Source organism: Amycolatopsis nivea (assembly GCF_004522235.1).
GTDB classification, from domain to species: Bacteria; Actinomycetota; Actinomycetes; order Mycobacteriales; family Pseudonocardiaceae; genus Amycolatopsis; species Amycolatopsis nivea.
In genome coordinates this window covers 86,542-103,942 of sequence record NZ_SDLT01000028.1, presented here as the reverse complement: position 1 = coordinate 103,942, position 17,401 = coordinate 86,542, and the positions used below count along the sequence as shown (strand labels likewise).

Annotated in this window: 18 protein-coding genes; 9 read left to right on the top strand and 9 right to left on the bottom strand. The window is 67.5% G+C overall.

From position 1 onward, the window contains the following. Positions 1 to 166: 166 nt before the first annotated feature. The 5 genes from EIZ44_RS28935 (at position 167) to EIZ44_RS28915 (ending at position 4,959) form a co-directional block, all read left to right on the top strand. Positions 167 to 1,420 (top strand): ABC transporter substrate-binding protein, encoded by a 1,254-nt coding sequence (locus tag EIZ44_RS28935; RefSeq protein ID WP_439098626.1) that lies wholly within the window; start codon positions 167 to 169, stop codon positions 1,418 to 1,420. Positions 1,421 to 1,422: 2 nt separating this feature from the next. Beyond that, a complete protein-coding gene (locus EIZ44_RS28930; RefSeq protein ID WP_134732443.1) occupies positions 1,423 to 2,385 on the top strand; it encodes a carbohydrate ABC transporter permease in 963 nt (320 codons plus the stop codon). After that, positions 2,382 to 3,206: a carbohydrate ABC transporter permease gene (locus EIZ44_RS28925; RefSeq protein WP_134667461.1), complete on the top strand. Its 825-nt coding sequence runs from the start codon at positions 2,382 to 2,384 to the stop codon at positions 3,204 to 3,206. Before EIZ44_RS28930 ends, EIZ44_RS28925 begins: the two co-directional genes overlap by 4 nt. A 2-nt stretch (positions 3,207 to 3,208) precedes the next feature. Then, entirely contained in the window at positions 3,209 to 4,591 is a 1,383-nt protein-coding gene (locus tag EIZ44_RS28920) for a GH1 family beta-glucosidase (RefSeq protein WP_134732441.1), read from the top strand. Between the two features lie 134 nt (positions 4,592 to 4,725). Beyond that, a complete protein-coding gene (locus EIZ44_RS28915) occupies positions 4,726 to 4,959 on the top strand; it encodes a hypothetical protein (protein WP_134732439.1) in 234 nt (77 codons plus the stop codon). A 596-nt stretch (positions 4,960 to 5,555) separates the two neighbouring features. On the opposite strand, the gene EIZ44_RS28905 is transcribed toward EIZ44_RS28915, so the two are convergent. Further along, positions 5,556 to 6,404, bottom strand: coding sequence for an ion transporter (locus EIZ44_RS28905; RefSeq protein ID WP_134732437.1), 849 nt, complete (start codon positions 6,402 to 6,404; stop codon positions 5,556 to 5,558). A gap of 706 nt (positions 6,405 to 7,110) precedes the next feature. Here EIZ44_RS28905 and EIZ44_RS28900 point away from each other — a divergent pair. Beyond that, positions 7,111 to 8,316, top strand: a complete 1,206-nt coding sequence (locus EIZ44_RS28900; protein ID WP_134732435.1) for a glycosyl hydrolase family 8 — start codon at positions 7,111 to 7,113, stop codon at positions 8,314 to 8,316. Between the two features lie 21 nt (positions 8,317 to 8,337). On the opposite strand, the gene EIZ44_RS28895 is transcribed toward EIZ44_RS28900, so the two are convergent. The 4 genes from EIZ44_RS28895 to EIZ44_RS28880 all read right to left on the bottom strand — a co-directional run bounded on the left by EIZ44_RS28895 (position 8,338) and on the right by EIZ44_RS28880 (position 11,485). Then, positions 8,338 to 8,865, bottom strand: a complete 528-nt coding sequence (locus EIZ44_RS28895; protein ID WP_134732433.1) for a M15 family metallopeptidase — start codon at positions 8,863 to 8,865, stop codon at positions 8,338 to 8,340. Positions 8,866 to 8,949: 84 nt separating this feature from the next. Continuing rightward, complete coding sequence (locus EIZ44_RS28890; RefSeq protein ID WP_037816798.1) at positions 8,950 to 9,747, bottom strand: family 1 encapsulin nanocompartment shell protein; 798 nt, start codon at positions 9,745 to 9,747, stop codon at positions 8,950 to 8,952. Next, positions 9,744 to 10,775, bottom strand: a complete 1,032-nt coding sequence (locus tag EIZ44_RS28885) for a Dyp-type peroxidase (protein WP_037816800.1) — start codon at positions 10,773 to 10,775, stop codon at positions 9,744 to 9,746. The genes EIZ44_RS28890 and EIZ44_RS28885 overlap by 4 nt, the downstream gene beginning before the upstream one ends. A 95-nt stretch (positions 10,776 to 10,870) precedes the next feature. Then, positions 10,871 to 11,485 (bottom strand): TetR/AcrR family transcriptional regulator, encoded by a 615-nt coding sequence (locus EIZ44_RS28880; RefSeq protein WP_043828030.1) that lies wholly within the window; start codon positions 11,483 to 11,485, stop codon positions 10,871 to 10,873. A gap of 78 nt (positions 11,486 to 11,563) precedes the next feature. On the opposite strand from EIZ44_RS28880, the gene EIZ44_RS28875 reads away from it, so the two are divergent. The 3 genes from EIZ44_RS28875 to EIZ44_RS28865 are packed head-to-tail and all read left to right on the top strand — an operon-like array spanning position 11,564 to position 15,123. Continuing rightward, entirely contained in the window at positions 11,564 to 12,412 is an 849-nt protein-coding gene (locus EIZ44_RS28875) for an SDR family NAD(P)-dependent oxidoreductase (RefSeq protein WP_240691442.1), read from the top strand. Positions 12,413 to 12,440: 28 nt separating this feature from the next. Then, positions 12,441 to 13,562 (top strand): DUF5938 domain-containing protein, encoded by a 1,122-nt coding sequence (locus tag EIZ44_RS28870; protein ID WP_134732431.1) that lies wholly within the window; start codon positions 12,441 to 12,443, stop codon positions 13,560 to 13,562. 16 nt (positions 13,563 to 13,578) lie between these two features. Further along, positions 13,579 to 15,123: an acyl-CoA synthetase gene (locus EIZ44_RS28865; RefSeq protein WP_043828027.1), complete on the top strand. Its 1,545-nt coding sequence runs from the start codon at positions 13,579 to 13,581 to the stop codon at positions 15,121 to 15,123. Here EIZ44_RS28865 and EIZ44_RS28860 read toward each other — a convergent pair. Genes EIZ44_RS28860 through EIZ44_RS28845 form a run of 4 tightly spaced genes read right to left on the bottom strand, consistent with a single transcriptional unit; the run spans position 15,120 to position 17,400 of the window. Further along, a complete protein-coding gene (locus EIZ44_RS28860; RefSeq protein WP_134732429.1) occupies positions 15,120 to 15,857 on the bottom strand; it encodes an SDR family oxidoreductase in 738 nt (245 codons plus the stop codon). The genes EIZ44_RS28865 and EIZ44_RS28860 overlap by 4 nt on opposite strands. A 9-nt stretch (positions 15,858 to 15,866) precedes the next feature. Continuing rightward, positions 15,867 to 16,235: a DUF1707 SHOCT-like domain-containing protein gene (locus tag EIZ44_RS28855; protein ID WP_134667472.1), complete on the bottom strand. Its 369-nt coding sequence runs from the start codon at positions 16,233 to 16,235 to the stop codon at positions 15,867 to 15,869. After that, positions 16,232 to 16,801 carry a phosphatase PAP2 family protein gene (locus EIZ44_RS28850; protein WP_134732427.1) on the bottom strand — a complete coding sequence of 190 codons (570 nt, stop codon included), beginning with the start codon at positions 16,799 to 16,801 and terminating at the stop codon, positions 16,232 to 16,234. The genes EIZ44_RS28855 and EIZ44_RS28850 overlap by 4 nt, the downstream gene beginning before the upstream one ends. Beyond that, the gene (locus EIZ44_RS28845; protein WP_134732425.1) at positions 16,798 to 17,400 is read right to left on the bottom strand and encodes a DedA family protein; all 603 of its coding nucleotides are present in this window, start codon (positions 17,398 to 17,400) and stop codon (positions 16,798 to 16,800) included. The genes EIZ44_RS28850 and EIZ44_RS28845 overlap by 4 nt, the downstream gene beginning before the upstream one ends. Position 17,401 lies beyond the last annotated feature (1 nt).

The following is a 17,401-nucleotide window of genomic DNA, read 5'->3' as shown; positions in this document are numbered from 1 at the left end:
TTAACGGGGTCCGCCCGGGAGCGCTCCCGGAGACTCTGGCCTTGACATCCCTCGTTACCTGCAACACACTCGTTCGGCATCTGGGAGCGCTCCCAGAACGACTTCCAAGGGGTTGACGACGGTGACAACGTTCCGGAAGGGCCTGGTGCTGGCACTGGGCATCACGATGACCGCGGTGAGCGCCGCGGCGTGCGGCGGTGGCGGCGGCGACGTGCCCGCGGCGGCCGGGCCGAACGAGCACGTGGACCTGACGCTCGCGACGTTCACGGAGTTCGGCTACGAGGCGCTCATCCCGGAGTACGAGCGGCTGCACCCGAACATCAAGATCACCCACCGCAAGACCGGCCAGGGCGGGCCGTACGCCCAGGACATGATGACGAAACTCGCCGCGGGCTCGGGACTGGCCGACGTGCAGGCCGTCGAGGAAGGCCATCTGTCGGACATCCTCAGCAAGTCCTCGAAGTTCAACGACCTGAGCCAGATCGGGCCGTCTAGCGTTTCGCCGGACCGGTGGCTTTCGTGGAAATACGACGCGGGCAAAGACAAGAACGGCAAGCTCATCGGCTACGGCACGGACATCGGCCCGCTCGCCATGTGCTACCGCAAGGACCTGCTCGCCGCGGCCGGGCTGCCCAGCGACCCGCAGGCGGTGAAACCGCTGTTCGCCACGTGGGACAGCTACTTCGCGGCCGGCGCCCAGTACACCGCCAAGACCGGCAAGGCGTGGTTCGATTCGGCGGCGCAGAACTTCAACTCCATGGTCAACCAGCTGCCGGTCGGCTACCTCGACACCAACGACAAGCTCACCGTGGAGAACAACCAGGGCATCAAGGACGCCTGGGCGAAGGTGACCGACGCGGTCGCGAAGGGCGAATCGGCGAAGCTCACCGCGTTCAGCAACGAATGGAATTCCGGGTTCAAGCAGAGCGCGTTCGCGACAAAGGCCTGCCCGGCGTGGATGCTCGGAGTGATCAAGGAACAGGCCGGGCCGGACAACGCGGGCAAATGGGCGGTCACCGCGGCGTTTCCCGGCGGAGGCGGCAACTGGGGCGGCTCGTATCTGACCGTGCCGAAGCAGAGCAAGCACCCGCGGGAAGCCGCTGAACTGGCCGCCTGGCTCACCGCGCCGGAGCAGCAGATCAAGGCGTTCGAGGCCAAGGGCAACTTCCCGAGCCAGGCGAAGGCACTGGAAAGCCCGCAGCTGCTGAACGCCACCGACGCGTACTTCGGCGGCGCGAAGATCGGCGAACTGTTCGCCGAGCAGGCGAAGAAGGTGGCGAAACCGCAGTACAAGGGCCCGAACGACGGTCAGATCCAGGAAAACGTCGCCAGCCCGGCACTGCAGTCGGTGGAACAAGGAGCCTCGGCCGCCGACGGCTGGCAGCGGCTGGTCGACGGCGCGAAGAAACTCGCCCGCTGACGATGACAGTCATCGACAAGGTCGCTCCGGAAGGCCGGGCCGCACCGCGGCCCGGCCTGCGCGACCGGCTGGCGCGCTGGGATGTCAAGGTCTCGCCTTATCTCTACGTGGCACCGTTCTTTATCGTGTTCGCCATCGTGGGCATGTTCCCGTTGCTGTACACGGCTTACGTGTCGCTGTTTCATTGGGAGGCCGGCGACGACAATCCCGATTTCATCGGACTGGACAACTTCAAGGAACTCTTCACCGACGCGCAGTTCTGGCACGCGCTGGAAAACACGGTCAGCATCTTCCTGCTGTCCAGCGTGCCCCAGCTGATCATCGCGGTGCTGCTCGCCGCGGTGCTCAGTCTCCGGTTGCGCGGCGCGACCGGCTGGCGGGTCGGCATCCTGCTGCCCTACGCGGCGAGCCTGGTCGCGCTGGGGATCATTTTCGCGAACCTTTTCGGGCCGCGCTACGGTCTCGTCAACGGCGTGCTCCAGACGTTCGGGCTGTCCCCGGTGGACTGGCAGGCCAATCGGTTCGCCAGCCATGTCGCCATCGCGATCATGGTGAACTGGCGGTGGACCGGGTACAACGCGCTGATCGTTCTCGCTGCCATGCAAGCGATTCCGAAGGAATTGCACGAGGCCGCGCTGATCGACGGCGCGGGCACCGTGCGCCGGTTCACCCACGTGACGCTGCCGCTGCTCAAACCCACGCTGATCTTCGTCACCATCACGTCGACGATCGGCGGGCTGCAGATCTTCACCGAGCCCAAGCTGTTCGACGCGATGCCCGGGTCGAACAACGGCGGCTCCACGCATCAGTTCCAGACGGTGACGCTGTATCTGTACCAAAGCGCTTTCGAGAACTTCAATCTCGGCTACGCGTCCGCGATCGCCTGGGTGCTTTTCCTGATCATCATCGTGATCGCGCTCGTCAACTACTTCGTCACCGGACGGCTCGCGGGGAGGAGAAAATGACCGGGCTCGGCAAACCGCGCAGGGCGACCTACGGCGTGCTGATCGTGTTCGTGCTCGGCTCGCTGTTCCCGTTCTACTGGTCGTTTCTCGTCGCCAGCCGCGACAACGGAATGCTCACCGAACGGATCCCGCCGCTGCTGCCGGGCGGCAACTTCTTCGCCAACGCGGCGCGGGTGTTCGACACCGTGCCGTTCTGGCGGGCGCTGGCCAACAGCGTCATTGTGTCCGGCACGGTCACGCTCACCACGGTGCTCTTCTCGTCGCTGGCCGGGTTCGCCTTCGCCAAACTGCGCTTCCGCGGCCGCAACGGCTTGTTCGTGTTCATCGTGGTGACGCTCGCGGTGCCAACCCAGCTCGGCATCATCCCGTTGTTCATCGCGATGTCGAAACTCGGCTGGGCGGGCGGACTGCAGTCGGTGATCGTGCCGAACCTGGTCACCGCGTTCGGCGTGTTCTGGATGCGGCAGTACACAGTGGACGCTCTGCCGTACGAACTGATCGAGGCCGCGCGCATGGACGGCTGCAGCATGATCCGGGTCTTCTGGAACGTGTGCCTGCCCGCGGTCCGCCCGGCCGCCGCGATCCTCGCGATGTTCACGTTCATGACGTCCTGGAACGATTTCCTGTGGCCGCTGGTGGTGCTCGACGCGGGCAATCCGACCGTGCAGGTGGCACTGGAGAAACTGCAAAGCGGTTACTACGTCGACTATTCGCTGGTGCTCGCGGGCACCACGCTGGCCACGATTCCGATCCTCATCGTCTTCCTCCTGCTCGGCCGCCAGATCGTGGCCGGGATCATGCAAGGCGCCGTGAAAGGGTGACCATGTCCGCACAGCCGATCCCCGACGTGCTCGCGTTCCCGGACGCGTTCGTCTGGGGCGCCGCCACGGCGGCCTTCCAGGTCGAAGGATCGACCACAGTGGACGGACGCGAGACGTCCGTCTGGGATACCTTCGCCGCGCGCCCGGGCGCGGTGGCCCGCGGCGACACCGGCGACCCGGCGGCCGACCACTACCGCCGCTACGCCGACGACGTGGCGCTGATGCAGTCGCTCGGGCTCACCGCGTACCGGTTTTCCCTGTCCTGGCCGCGAATCCTGCCGCACGGCACACCGGAGCCGCGCGGACTGGACTTCTACGACCGGCTCGTGGACCGGCTGCTGGCCGCGGGCATCCAGCCGTGGGCGACGCTGTATCACTGGGATCTTCCGCAGTCGCTGGAGGATCGCGGCGGCTGGACCACGCGCGACACCGCGTACCGGTTCGCCGAATACGCCGAGGTCATCGCGGCCCGGCTCGGCGACCGGGTGGCCAGCTGGTCGACGCTCAACGAACCGTGGTGCGCGGCGATGCTCGGCTACGGTTCGGGCGTTCACGCGCCCGGCCGGACGTCCCCGGAGGGAGCCGTGGCGGCGGCGCATCACCTGCTGCTGGCACACGGGCTGGCGATGGACGTGCTCCGGCAGCACACGAGCTCTCCGTCCGGGATCACGCTGAACCTGTACCCGGTCGTCGCGGATTCATCCGACGATGCCGACGCCGACGCCGCCCGGCGGATCGACGGACTGCAGAACCGGTTGTACCTCGACCCGTTGCTGCGCGGCGGCTACCCCGCTGACCTGCGCGAAGACCTGGCCCGGTTCGGCTTCGACGCCGTGGTGCAGGACGGCGACGAGGCGGTGCTCGGCAAGCCGATCGACTGGCTTGGCGTGAACTACTACCGCGGCTACCGGGTGGCCGGATCGGCGCGGCCGGGAAGCATCCCGGCGGGCCGGGAGTGGCCGGGAGCCGACCAGGTGCACTTCGTCCCGGACCCGGCCGCGCCGCGCACGGATTCCGGCTGGGAGGTGCGTCCCGGCGGGCTGACCGAATCCCTGTTGCAAGTGCATCGGGACTATCCGCCGGTGCCGTTGTACGTCACGGAGAACGGCGCGGCGTATCCGGACCCGATCCGCGACGGCGAGGTCACCGATGACGACCGCATCGCTTTCCTCGACGCACATCTGCGGGCCGCGCACGACGCTCTGGCCCACGGAGTTGATCTCCGCGGGTACTTCTACTGGTCGCTGCTGGACAACTTCGAATGGGCCGAGGGGTACGCGAAACGCTTCGGCCTCGTGCACGTCGATTACCGCACTCAGCAGCGCACGCCGAAGCGCAGCGCACGGTGGTACGCGGAGGTGATCGCGCGCAACGCGTTGCGGTGACCTACTCCCGGGTTCATTCGCACCGCCGGGAAAGACTTTCTCTTCGGGTTTCGCGTCACGGGTTCCGGGCGCGGCCGTCGGACCAGTGCCGGGGCCGCCCCGAACGGCCCCGCGAGCGGAGACTGGAGTGTCCGATGACGGTGCGAAGCCGGCTGACTGACGAGGTCACCACGTGGCTGACCGGGGAATTCGCGGGCAGGATGCCCGCCGAGGCGATCAAGGTGGTGGTGCGGGCGGCCGGCCGGGACCTCGACGGCAGGGTCGTCCCCGATGAGCACGGCGACCTGCTCTACCGCGTGGCGCGGGCTCGGCTGGTGCGGATGCTCTCCGCGCCGGACGAGCCGCACATCCCGCGTTCTCGCCGGTAAGGCGTTTGTTCCCCGGATCCGTGCGGGTCCGGGCACAAACTGTGCCCGGACTTCTCTGGTGGCGTGCGGTAACGAGGCGCGCGCCGACCGTGTCCGACGGCTGCTACGAGCCCGGCACCCGGCTGCTCAGCGGAGCGTGCGAACGCTCCGGCGGCCACCAGACCTGCGCGGGCGGCGGGGGAACGTCGTCGTCTGGAAGTTCGAGTGCGTCCGCGCCGCTCTGCCAGCGGTTCCAATGCACGGAGCACAGTCCGCGCCACAAGGAATCCTCCGTGCAGTCCCGCCGGCGACACCTGCGTACCTGCTGCCCGCTATCAATCACGTCCACGACTCCAAACCGCGCTCAACCTCCCCGCCGGCTCCAGTCTGCCTCGGCTCCGGCGGGAACGCCCCGTACTCGCGCCAACACAACCCTTGTGCAGCAACGGAACGAGAGATCTCACCCTACTCCAGGCGTCTGTGCGCGCGCCGCGCGACCACAGTGCACTCTTTCAGCGGTTGACGCGTTCGCCGCCCGGCCTCAACGGTGAATCTCCTGTGCTGCAACGGAGAGTGCGCACCCGACGGCGTACGGTAGGTATGTCCACAATGGATGATCAACGCCGCGGATGCTGGGCGTCGTACTCGTGCGCGGCGGTGCGCTGGGTGCGGGTGCGCAGGAGCTGCTCGTCCGGGGACTCGTCCACATCGGCCAGTCCGAGCGCGACCGCGCGGCGGATCTGCTCGCGGTTGTCGCGGACGACGGAGGAGAAGAAGTCGTCGATGCGCGGGTCCAGAAGGACTTCCAGCAGGACCCGGAAGGACGTGTCGACGGTGGCGCGGACGATCTCGTCGTGGAACGGCAGCCTGCGCAGTCTGCCCAGCTGCGGGTCCTCGGAGATCTTTTCGGTGATGATGGCGCGGAGTTCGGTCTTGTTTTCGCTCAGGGACTTGGCGAGGTTCTCCGGGTAGTTCCCGGTTTCCAGCACCTTGACCACCTCGTCGAGGACGGCGATGGTCACGGGTTTTTTGATGGCGCGGACTATGGGTTCGGAGAGTTTGTCCACCAGGCGGTAGGTGAACTGCTCCCCCACCGCGCGGTCGGCGGCCCTTCCCAGGCGGATGATCAGCAGGATTACGCCGATGACGTGATGGTTCGCGGTGAAGGCCGGGTGGGCGACCGGGATCATCGCGAAGATTTCGTACCAGGTGCGGGCCAGGAAGGCGGCGCGCCAGCCTTGTTTGCGCCAGCGGTGGAGGAGTTCCAGGAAGAAGATGCCGCAGATGATGCAGTCGGCGAGGAAGAACCACTGGCTGATGTTGGGCGGGGGCGGGCCGATGAGGAGCCAGGCCAGCATGCCGGTGGAGACGACTGCCAGGGCGAGCATGATCCAGTCGTCGGCCCGGACGTTGCCGGGGAGGACGCCGCTGTTGAGTTCGGCTTGGGCCGGACGGCCGGTGGTCATGCTGGCTCCCTGGTGCTGGGGTGTTGCTGGGGGTGATGATTCCATGGGTCTTGGGTTGGGGCAGGGAGGAAGCGCCGGGACTGCTCGTGCTTCGCACATCGCTCGATGAGGGTTGCGGTGGGGCACCCCGAAGCTTGATTGTGCTGACGGTCTGAGGGTGCTTGTCAAGGCGGGAAAGATGCCTTGACAAGCACCCTCAGACCGCAGGAGAGCTTCGTATCGGGGTGCGGGGGTGGTGTGGGTGCACCGACAGTTGACTGCACCGGCGGCGGTTTCTCATCGTGTGGGGCTAGCGCCCCAATGTGGCATTGGGTGCATGCGACGCACCCAATGTGGCGTTCGGTGCATCTGACGCAACCAATGTGGCATTGGGGCGGCATCCCGAGCAGGCGCGGAGCGGGCGGCGGCCGAGCCGAGGGTCGTGAGGGGAACCCTCACGGAATCAGATTCCCTCAGGCGACCCTCACGTACGCCAAAAAGCCGTGAAGGGCTCCTTCAGGGAATCTAGGTCCGTGAAGGAGCCCCTCACAGACCGGCCGCGGGGCGCGACGGGAATCAGCGGCCGTGAAGGAGCCCCTCACAGAACGCTACGGAACCGGTTCACCTTCGAGTTCAGGGCCGGACATCTTGACACCAAACACCCGGTACAGCAGGCTTTTCTCACGCCGCCTAGTTAGGAAAGTTTACTAACAAGGAGACCCCGAAAATGCCCGCTTCCCGGAAGGTGGCGTTGTTCGCCGCCGCTTCCGTTTCGCTTACTGCTGCGTTGGCTGGTGCTGGGCCTGCCACTGCGGCGTCCGTCGCGCGTCCGTTTCCGGCGCACGTCACCTATCAGACTGGTGTCCGGCCTTCCGTCAGTCAGGCTGAGCAGGACAACGCGGTCAAGAGACAGTACGACTCCTGGAAGAAAACTTACCTCCGCCAGGCTTGCGGCGGTTACCTCGTCTGGGCGACCGACGACGCGCCCAACAAGGGCACGGTTTCCGAGGCTCAGGGCTACGGGATGAACATCGTCCCGTTGATGGCGGGCTACGACGACCAGGCCAAGACGATTTTCGACGGGATGTGGAAGTTCGTCCAGGACCACCGGGACAGCAAGGGGCTCTTCCAGTGGGTGATCGACGGCAAGACCTGCAAGTACGCCGACGACGGCACTCCTGACTCGGCCACCGACGGCGATCTCGACGTCGGCTACGGGCTGATTCTCGCGGACAAGCAGTGGGGCGGCTACAGCGCCGCCGCCAAGGACTGGCTTGCCAAGATCTACAAGTACGACGTCGCGTCCGACGGGCATCTCAAGATCGCCGACGACGCGGGCAACGACGACACCCGGCCCTCCGACTTCATGCTCGACCACCTGCGGGCGTTCGCGAAGTACGACACCGCGCACGACTGGAACAAGGTCGTCACCCGGACCGAGCAGCTGATCACCCAGTTCACCAGCAAGTATTCGCCGAACGCGAATCTGCTGTCCGACTTCGTGGTCGGCGCGAACACCAACAGCCCGAAGCCCGCGCCCGCGGATCATCTGGAGAACCAGCCGGACAACATCGTCGGCTACAACTCCGTTCGGGTGCCTTGGCACATGGGCACCGACGCGCTGCTGTACGGCGGCAAGGTCGCGACCGAGGTCGCCAAGAAGGAATCGGCCAGCTACAAGAGCCACTCCGGCGCCAACCCGGCCAAGATTTATCCGCACACCAAATTGGACGGGACGCCGACCAAAACCAGTGACCAGTCCGAGGTCGCGGCGAATCCGGTGGGGGTCGCGGCGATGGTCGCGGGCGACCAGGCGTGGACCGATTCGCTGTGGAAATACATGGCGGGCAATCCGTACGACGACACTTACTACGGCGAGACCATCAAACTGCTGGTCTACCTGGTGATGTCCGGCAACTACTGGGCCCCGTGACCCCAGCCGCCCGTACGGACGTCAACCGGCGGCGTCCGTACGGGTGGGCGGGCATTTACCGCCCGGAGTGGTCAGCAGTTCGAAGTGCCACATCTCGTTCGCGTACACCTGGCACAGGCCGTATTTCGCGCCGTGCTGGATGAGCCAGTCGTCGGCTCGGGTGGGGGCGACGTCGACCGCCTTGCCGGACACGTGCGTCGATTGTTCCGGCGTGTTCACATACTTCCGCGCCTTCTCCAGGCTGCCGTACTTTTCGATGCCCGCGTCGAGCAGCTTCTGCTGATACTCCTTCGTCCGCCAGCCCGACGCGATCTGAATGTCCACATTGCGCCGACGCGCGTCCGTTGCCGCCTCCTGCAACGCTTTCCGCAACGCCGGATCGAGATTTCCGACGGCCGGGTAACTCGTGTCGGACGGCCTCAGCGTGACGCCTTCGGGAGCACCGCCTTGAGCCGGGTCGTGGTCCGGATCGCCGTCGAGCGCCGGGAGACCGGAGCACCCGGCGACGAGGAACGCGGGCAGCACGAGCAGGATCTTGTTCCGCAGCACGCCGCAACTATCGCGAGCGGGTATCCCCGGAAGGTTCGGCGAATGTCCGCGCTGCGTAACAAGACCGCATGATCAGGTAACGCCTCAGGCGGTCAGCCCGATCCCCGCCTCGGCGGTGTTGACCAGGAAGGTCAGCGTCTCGTAGAAGTACAGCTCCACAGTGGACGCGTCGTGGCTGGAGTACCCGATGGACAGATCCTGTCCGAAGTGGAGCTCGTAGTCGCCGCCGCGGGTGGACAGGACGCAGGCGCCGCTGATCGCGGGCGTGCGGATGAGTTCGCCGTCCACGATCTGCTTCAGGTGTTCCAGCACCGGATAACCGTGGTTCGCCGCCTCGTACGCGGCGGTGAACTCGTCGTCGCTCAGCAGAACGGTGTACGGACCGGCCACGCCCGCGTCACGCAGTTCGGCGATCGCGTCGCCGATTGCCTTCGGGTAGCGCGGGGCTTCCGGCGGCAGGGCGATCGGCGAAAGCGACGAAGCCGGGCGGATGCCGGTGATGCCCGCTTCGGCGAAACCGTCGACCACGATCCGGTCCTCGGCGTACGCGATCTGCTGCGCGGCGTCCTTCACCGGCTGCCAGTCCGCGTCTTTCGCGCCCCACTCGACCGAATCGACTTCCTCGCGCGACACCGTGAAGGGCACCCGCAGTTCCACGATCCGCTGTGCCGTGCGCAGGCTCGTCGCGACGCCGTCGAACTTGTCGCCGACACGCTCGCGGCGTCCGGTGCCGATCGCGGCGAGTGCCGGGTCTCCGGTGACGACGACGTCGACCACCCGGCGCGCCGCGGCGAACTCGGCGAAGGTGCGCTTCGCCTCTTCCTCCAGGTCCGCCCACGCGGCGGCGGAGATCGGGGCGAGTTCGCGATGCAGGTTGTTCATGACCGAGTGCTCCTTCGCAGGCTTCCGATGCCCAGCGACGACCCGGCGGGCGTCGCGGCAGCCGGCGGTTCCGGCTCGGGCGGGGCGTCCGGCGGATCTTCCAGAAAGTCCGCGGTCGGCACGTAGAACAGCGCGCCGGTGTGAGGCGTGGAGAAGTCGAGAATCCGGTCGTAGGTGCCCGGCGGCGACCCGACGAACATGTTCTCCAGCATTTTCTCGATCACCGCCGGAGATTTGGTGTAGCCGATGAAATAGGTGCCGAACTCGTCGTGCCCCGGACGGCCGAACGGCATGTTGTCGCGCAGGATGTCGAGTTCGTTGCCCTCGTCGTCGGTGATCACGTTGAGCGCGATGTGCGCGTCGGCGGGCTTTTCCTCGTCCGACATCTCCACATCGGACAGTTTGCGCCGTCCGATCACCAGTTCCTGCTGCTCGGTGGTGAGCGCGTTCCACGCCGCCATGTCGTGCAGGTACTTCTGCACGACCACGTAGCTGCCGCGGTTGAACGGTTCGTCGTCGTCCACCAGCACCGCCTGGTTGACGCCGTTGCCGGTCGGGTTCTCCGTGCCGTCGACGAAGCCGAGCACGTCGCGCGCGTCGAAGTACCGGAAGCCCTGCACCTCGTCGAGCACCTTCACCGAACCGCGCAGCCGGTCCATGATCAGCGATTCCAGCTCGAAGCACAGGTCGAGCCGCTCGGCGCGGAGGTGGAACAGCAGGTCGGCCTCGGCGGTGAGGACGCTCGTGTGCTTGTCGCCGGAGAAAACCGGCAGCTCGTGCAGTTCCGCCGGTCGCGGACCGCCGTAGATCCGGTCCCACGCCGCCGACGAGATCCCGGCGACGCAGGTCAGCCCGGCCCCCGCGGCGCGGAAGCCGACCGCGCGCTGCAGTCCGGCCAGGTCGGCGAGAAGGTCTTTCGCGACCTGCTCGGCACCGGCGTCGACCTGCACCATCAGGAAGATCGCCGCCCTGGTCAACGGTGCGGAAACGGCCTGCGGCTCAGGCGGTTCAAGGTCCCCCGCTTGCACGCTCGCGCACCCCTTCTCGCCCGGTGACCGTCCGAGCGCATCCTAACCACGGACGGGCGGGCGCACCCGGCATCGCCACTCCGGAGGGGTAACCGTCAGACGAAGTGCGTGAGCAGAGCCGCGACATCGGCCTCCAAGCCGTCCGCGGCCGCGTCCTGACCGGCGAGTTGCTGCAGCAAAGCGCGCTGGAACAGGCCGTCGAAGGCGGCGTACGCGACCTCTGGCGACACCTGGGCCGGCCGGCCGGTGAACTCGGCGTAGCGCCGCACGACACGCCACACCATGTCCTGGCGCTGTTCGTCGATGTCGAGCACATCGCCGCGGAAAGACTCTTCGAACAGGCTCTGGTTGCGCAGGTCGTACCAGAGACGGTGCATCGCCGCGTCGGTCCGCAGCGTGCCTGCCATCGCCGCGCCGAAGCCGTGTTTCAGCTCCTCGGCCGAGCCGGCCTCCGCCACTACGTCGTCGTAGCGGGTCACGCAGACCTCTTCGAACTTGCGGACCGCGTAGGTGAGCAGCTCGACCTTGTCCGCGAAGTAGTAGTGCAGGACGCCGTGCGAGAAGTCGGATTTCTGGGCGATTTCGCGCAGGCTCGTGCGGGCATAGCCCAGCTCGGCCAGTGCCTGCAGCGCGGACTCGGCCAGCTGCTCGCGGCGCTGGGCGAACTTGTCCACGGCGCGGCGGGAGATGCGCTCCTTCGCCTGTGTCACACCCGGCAGTCTAGCGCGCCACGATTTCTTGACGAGTGTCCAAGAAAATCTTGACGACTGTCCAAAATTAGCTACGGTGTGACCTACACCGCACTCGCGGCACGTCTCAAGGAGGAGATGTCGATGGGTTCGTACGACCTGACCGGGCGCACCGCGCTGGTCACCGGCGGCGCGCAGGGCCTTGGCCAGGGCATGGCCGAGGCGCTCGCGAAGGCAGGCGCGGCGGTGGTCGTCGCCGACGTCCAAGAGGACCTCGGCCGCCAGACCGCCGACGCGATCAAGCAGAGCGGGGCCAGCAGCGGATTCGTCCGGCTGGACGTCACCGACGACGACAACTGGGCGCAGGCTGTCGAGGCCGTGGTCGGCGAGCACGGCGGGCTCGACATCGTCGTGAACAACGCGGGCGTGGAAATCACCGGGCTCGTCGCCGACCTCGACCCGGCCGACGTGCGGAAGATGCTCGAAGTCAACGTGCTCGGCACCTCGCTCGGCGTGAAGCACGCGTTCCGCGCCATGCGTCCGGGCGGCGTAGCCGGACGCGGCGGCGCGGTCGTGAACATCGCCTCGGTGGCCGCGACCATCGCGTTCCCCGGCATCGCGGGCTATTCGGCGACGAAATCGGCGGTCGACCGGCTCACCCGCGTCGCGGCGATGGAGTCCGGGAAACTCGGCTACGGCGTACGAGTCAACTGCGTGTACCCGGGCCTGGTTCCGACGCAGATGGGCAACCAGCTCGCGGCCGACGTCGTCGACGTCGGGCTGTTCCCGAGCATCGAGGACGCGATCGGCGCGGTGGTCGCGCAGACCCCGGCCGGACGACTCGGCGAGGTCGCGGACATGGCCGACGCCGTGGTGTTCCTCGCCTCCGACGCCGCCCGCTTCATCACCGGCGCCGGCCTCCCGGTCGACGGCGGCATGGGCATGTGAATCCCCTCCAGCGAAAGGAACACCAGTCGTGACCAAGCCCGTCGTCGTTTACGGCGCCTCCGGCTATACCGGCCGCCTGATCTGCGAATATCTCCGCGAGTACAACGTTCCGTTCACCGCCGCCGGCCGGGACAAGGCCCGGGTCCAGGCCGCGCTCGACCACATTCCCGGCCTCGACACCGTGGACCACGAGGTGGTCGAGGTATCGCACGAAACCGGCCCGCTCACCGAGCTTTTCCAGGACGCGTCGGTCGTGTGCAACACCGTCGGCCCGTTCAGCGAGTACGGCCACGAGGTCGTCCAGGCTTGCCTCGAATCCGGGACGCACTATCTCGACACCACCGGCGAGCAGGATTGGCTGATCTCCGCCGAAGAGCGCTACGGCGCGGACATGGCCGCCAAGGGCCTGCTGCTTTCCCCCGGCATCGCGCAGATGTACACCACCGGCGAGATCGCGGCGAACCTCTGCCTCGAGACTCCCGGACTGGACACTTTGGACATCCTGGTGTTCTGGAAGGGCTACCCCACTGTCGCTTCCACACAGACCATCCTGGTGAACGCCGCGCTGTCCGCCGCGTATTACCTGGAGCAGAACGAGTACCTGCCCTGGCCTGCCGACGGCGGACTGCAAGACGTCGCCGTGCCGGGGCACCACGAGATCGGGCTCGCGCTGCCGTGGGGCGGCACGTCGCATCCGGTGTGGTTCAAGAACGATCCGCGGGTGGCCAACGTGAAAGCGGTCGGCGGCGTGTTCGACCGGGCACTGATGCAAGGTGTGCCGCAGATTGTCGCGGCCGTCCTGGAGCAGGTGAAAGACCTGCCGCTGGAAGAAAAGCTCAAGGTGCTGCACGAGCAGGCGGCCGCGGTCCGGGACGAAATGCCGCCGAGGGAAAACCAGCGGATCAATACGTCGCTGGACTCGGTGCACGCGTCCGGCCCGCTCGGTCGCGCGCACTGCGTGATCCACGGGACCTGCAACTACAAGCAGACCGGGCTGATGCAGGCGTACGCGGCTTATTCGCTGCTGCAGCAACCCCCGCGGCGCGCCGGGTTCGCGTCGGCGTGCCAGGCGTTCGGGCACCGCGAGCTGCTCGGCGTGCTGCGGTCGTTCGGGCTGGTTTCGAATCCGGTTCTGACGGTGCAGTCCTGAGACGGGGAGACGAGCGGTGCGACTGACCGACTATCTCGACAAGGGCGCCTCGCTGGGCCCGTCGGCCCCGTGTTTGACCACGGACGGCGGATCGCTCACCTACGGCGAGGTCCAGCAGCTGTCCTGGCAGGTCGCCCGGGCGCTCGCCCGTTCCGGCGTGCGACCGGGCGACAAGGTGGCGATCCTCTCCGCCAACGACCCGGTGTCGTTCGGGTGCGTCTTCGGCATCAGCCGGGCAGGGGCGGTGTGGTGCCCGGTCAACCCGCGCAACGAAGCGGCGGAGAACCGGGAGCTGCTGGACCTGTTCGACTGCACGTGCCTGCTCGTGCAGGAGTCGTTCGCGCCGCTCGTCTCCCGGATCGCCGATCAGCTGCCGAAGCTGACCACGGTGGTGTGCCTCGACGGCTCGTTCCCCGGCGCGATCCCGCTGGCCGAATGGCTCGACGGGCTGCCCGGCACGCCGTGGCAGGCCGATCCGCCGGACGACACGGTGATGCTCGTGGGCACCGGCGGCACCACCGGGCGGCCGAAAGGCGTGGTGCTGACCGGGCACAACGTCGAAACCATGTCCGCGCTGACGTTGATGAGCTACCCGTTCCAGCCGCGCCCGCGCTACCTCGCGCTGGCTCCGCTCACGCACGCCGCCGGGGTGCTGTGTTTCCCGGTTCTGGCACTGGGCGGCGAAATCGTGGTGATGCCGTCGCCGGATCTCGGCCGGTTCCTCGCACTGATCGAACGGCACCGGATTACCCACACCTTCCTGCCGCCGACGCTGATTTACCTGTTGTTGGACCGTCCGGAACTGTCCACAATAGACTTCAGGTCGCTGGAATGCCTGTGGTACGGGGCCGCGCCGATGTCCGCTGCCCGGCTGGAGGAGGCGATCACCCGGATCGGTCCGGTGCTCGGACAGCTGTTCGGGCAAAGCGAAGCGCCGATGATGATCTCGACCCTGGCTCCCGCCGACCATTTCCATCCGGACGGTTCCCTGGCGCGCGAACGCTTCACCTCAGCGGGTCGTCCGACGCCGCTGACACAGGTGGCGATCATGGCCGAAGACGGAACCCTCCTGCCGCGCGGCGAACGCGGCGAGATCGTGGTGCGCGGACCGCTCGTGATGCCGGGGTACTACCGGAACCCCGACGCCACCGCGGAAGTCAGCAGGCACGGCTGGCACCACACCGGCGACATCGGCTACCTCGACGAGGAGAACTTCCTGTACGTCGTGGACCGGGCGAAAGACATGATCATCACCGGCGGATTCAACGTCTACTCGGCCGAGGTGGAGCAGGCGCTGATGACGCATCCGGCGGTGCAGGACTGCGCGGTGGTGGGCTTGCCGCACGAAAAGTGGGGCGAGCAGGTGACCGCGGTCGTCCAGCTGCACCAAGGACGTACCGCTGCCGCTGATGAACTGCGGGCCACGGTGAAGGAGCTGCTCGGCAGCGTGAAGACTCCGAAGGAGGTCTTGCTCTGGCCGGACCTGCCGCGGTCGAAGGTCGGAAAGGTACTGAAGACCGACGTGCGGACGCAGCTGCTGGCCGAACGGCCGGGCGATTAGAACTGCCCGCCGCCGGCGTGCAGAGTCTGGCCGGTGACCCAGCGGGCCTGGTCCGACGCCAGGAACCCCACGATGTCCGCGATGTCGCCGGGTTCAGCGATTCGGCCGAGCGGCGTCTGCTTCGCGCTGTACTCGACCACGCCCGGCGGCCCGTCGGCGAGGAGCGCCTCGGTGCGGACCGCGCCCGGAAGCACGCTGTTCACCGTCACCCCGCGCGGGCCGAGTTCCTTCGCCAGCACCCGCACGAACTGGTCTCCGGCGGCCTTCGCGGCGCCGTAGATCCCGGTGCCGGGCCGGGCTGTCTGGACCACTCCGCTCGACATCACGACGATCCGGCCGCCGTCGCGCACCCGCCGGGCCGCCTCGCGCAAGGCGACGAAGGTGGGGCGCAGGTTGGTGCTGAAGATCAGGTCGTAGATCTCGTCGGAGGCCTCGGCGAGCGGCACGAACCGGGCGATCCCCACGTTCGCGACGACCACGTCGAGACCGCCGAATTCCTGTTCCGTGCGGTCGAAAAGGCCACGCAGCGCGGCATCGTCGGTGACGTCCGCGCGCAGGGCGACCGCCTGGCCGCCGTCCGCGCGGATCTTGGCGACGACGGCCTCGGCCGAGTCTTGATCGGAGCGATAGTTGACCGCGACCGAGAACCCGTCGGCACCCAGCCGTTCCGCGACCGCCCTGCCGATCCCGCGCGAACTCCCGGTGACCAACGCGACGCCCGTTCCCCTCTGCATGGCGTCAGTTTAGCGGTGCCCGAAATGCTCTCCTTCGTCCGCGAAACCATGCATGGCAAGGAAAACCATCGCTGCTACCGCGAACATCAGCAGAATTCCGACCGCCAGCTTCCGCCGCGGCGGCGCGGCTCCGAAGTCTGTGACCAATTGGTGTCCGGCCAGCAGAAGCAGTGGCTGCCAGCTGGGCCTCGGCGCAGGTGCGGGCAGGTCCGCGACCACCGCGTCCAGCTCGTGCCGGTATTGCGCCGCGTAGACGACCGTGACCCGTTCCTCCACCTCGGCCAGGCTCAGCCGTCCTTCGCCCGCCGCGTTGTTCAGGGCTTTCGTCGTCTGCTCGCGTTCGGCGTCGGAGCAGCGGACGGGTCGATCGTCAGTCATGTTTTCCTCCCGGATACGACTGGAATCAGCCGAACCGCCACCTTCGCCAGCGGTTCGCGGACCACGAGCCCGAGCGCCCCGATTCCGGCGCCGACCACGAACCCCGCGAGCACGTCGTGCGGGTAGTGCGCCCCGACGTATACCCGCGAAATCCCCATCAGCACCGCGAAAACGAGCGCCCAGAGTCCCCATTTGCGGTTGACCAGCAGCAACGCCACCGCGAACGCGGCGACGATGACCGTGTGGTTGCTGGGAAACGCGTAGTCGGTGGGCGGATCGCACGGCAGCAGCGTGTGCACGCCCGGAACCGCGCGGCACGGCCGGATCTCGGCGAACACGGACTTCAGCACGGTGTCCACGGCGAGCGCCGCCGCGATCGCGATCGGCACCCACACCGCGGCCGCCAGCGCCGCCGGTCCACGCGTCCGTGCTCGCCAGAGCAGCGCGAGGATCACCGGTGCCACCAGGAAAACCCCGTACTCGCTGAAGGTCGTCGCGATGCCCGCCAGCCAGTGCTGTGACCAGGCGAAATCCGTGACGTCGCGATACAGGCCAGCGTCGATCATCGCGGCACGCTCCGGCGCGCGCGGACGAGTTCGACCAGCAGCGGGCTCAGAGAAAGCAGCACCACCACGGCGATGATCGGCAGCAGGTACGTGTCGATGTTGGGCACCGACGCCCCCAGCGCGTACCCGGCGAGCGTCACCCCGACCGTCCACAACAGACCGCCGATCACCTGCCACAACGCGAATTTCGCGGCGGGCATCCCGGCGATGCCGACGAGCGGGTTCAGCACGGTCCGGACCACCGGGATGAACCGCGCCAGCACCACCGCCTTGCCCAGCCCGTACCGGCTGAGCAGGGCCGATCCGCGCGCGACGCCCTCGTGCAGGTGCTTGCTGCGCACGCGGACGAGCAGCGCGCCTCCCCCGCGCCGGCCGAGGACGAATCCGGCCTGCGCGCCGAGCAGTGCGCCGGCTGCCGCGGCGACGATGACGGCCGCGAGGGGCAGGTGCAGCTTCGACGAGGCCGCCAGCACCCCGGCGGTGAACAACAGCGAATCGCCCGGCAGGAAGAAGCCCACGAGCAGGCCGGTCTCGGCGAACATCACCGCGAAGACGCCGAGCGGGCCGAACGCGGCCAGCAGCCACTTCGGGTCGAGCATG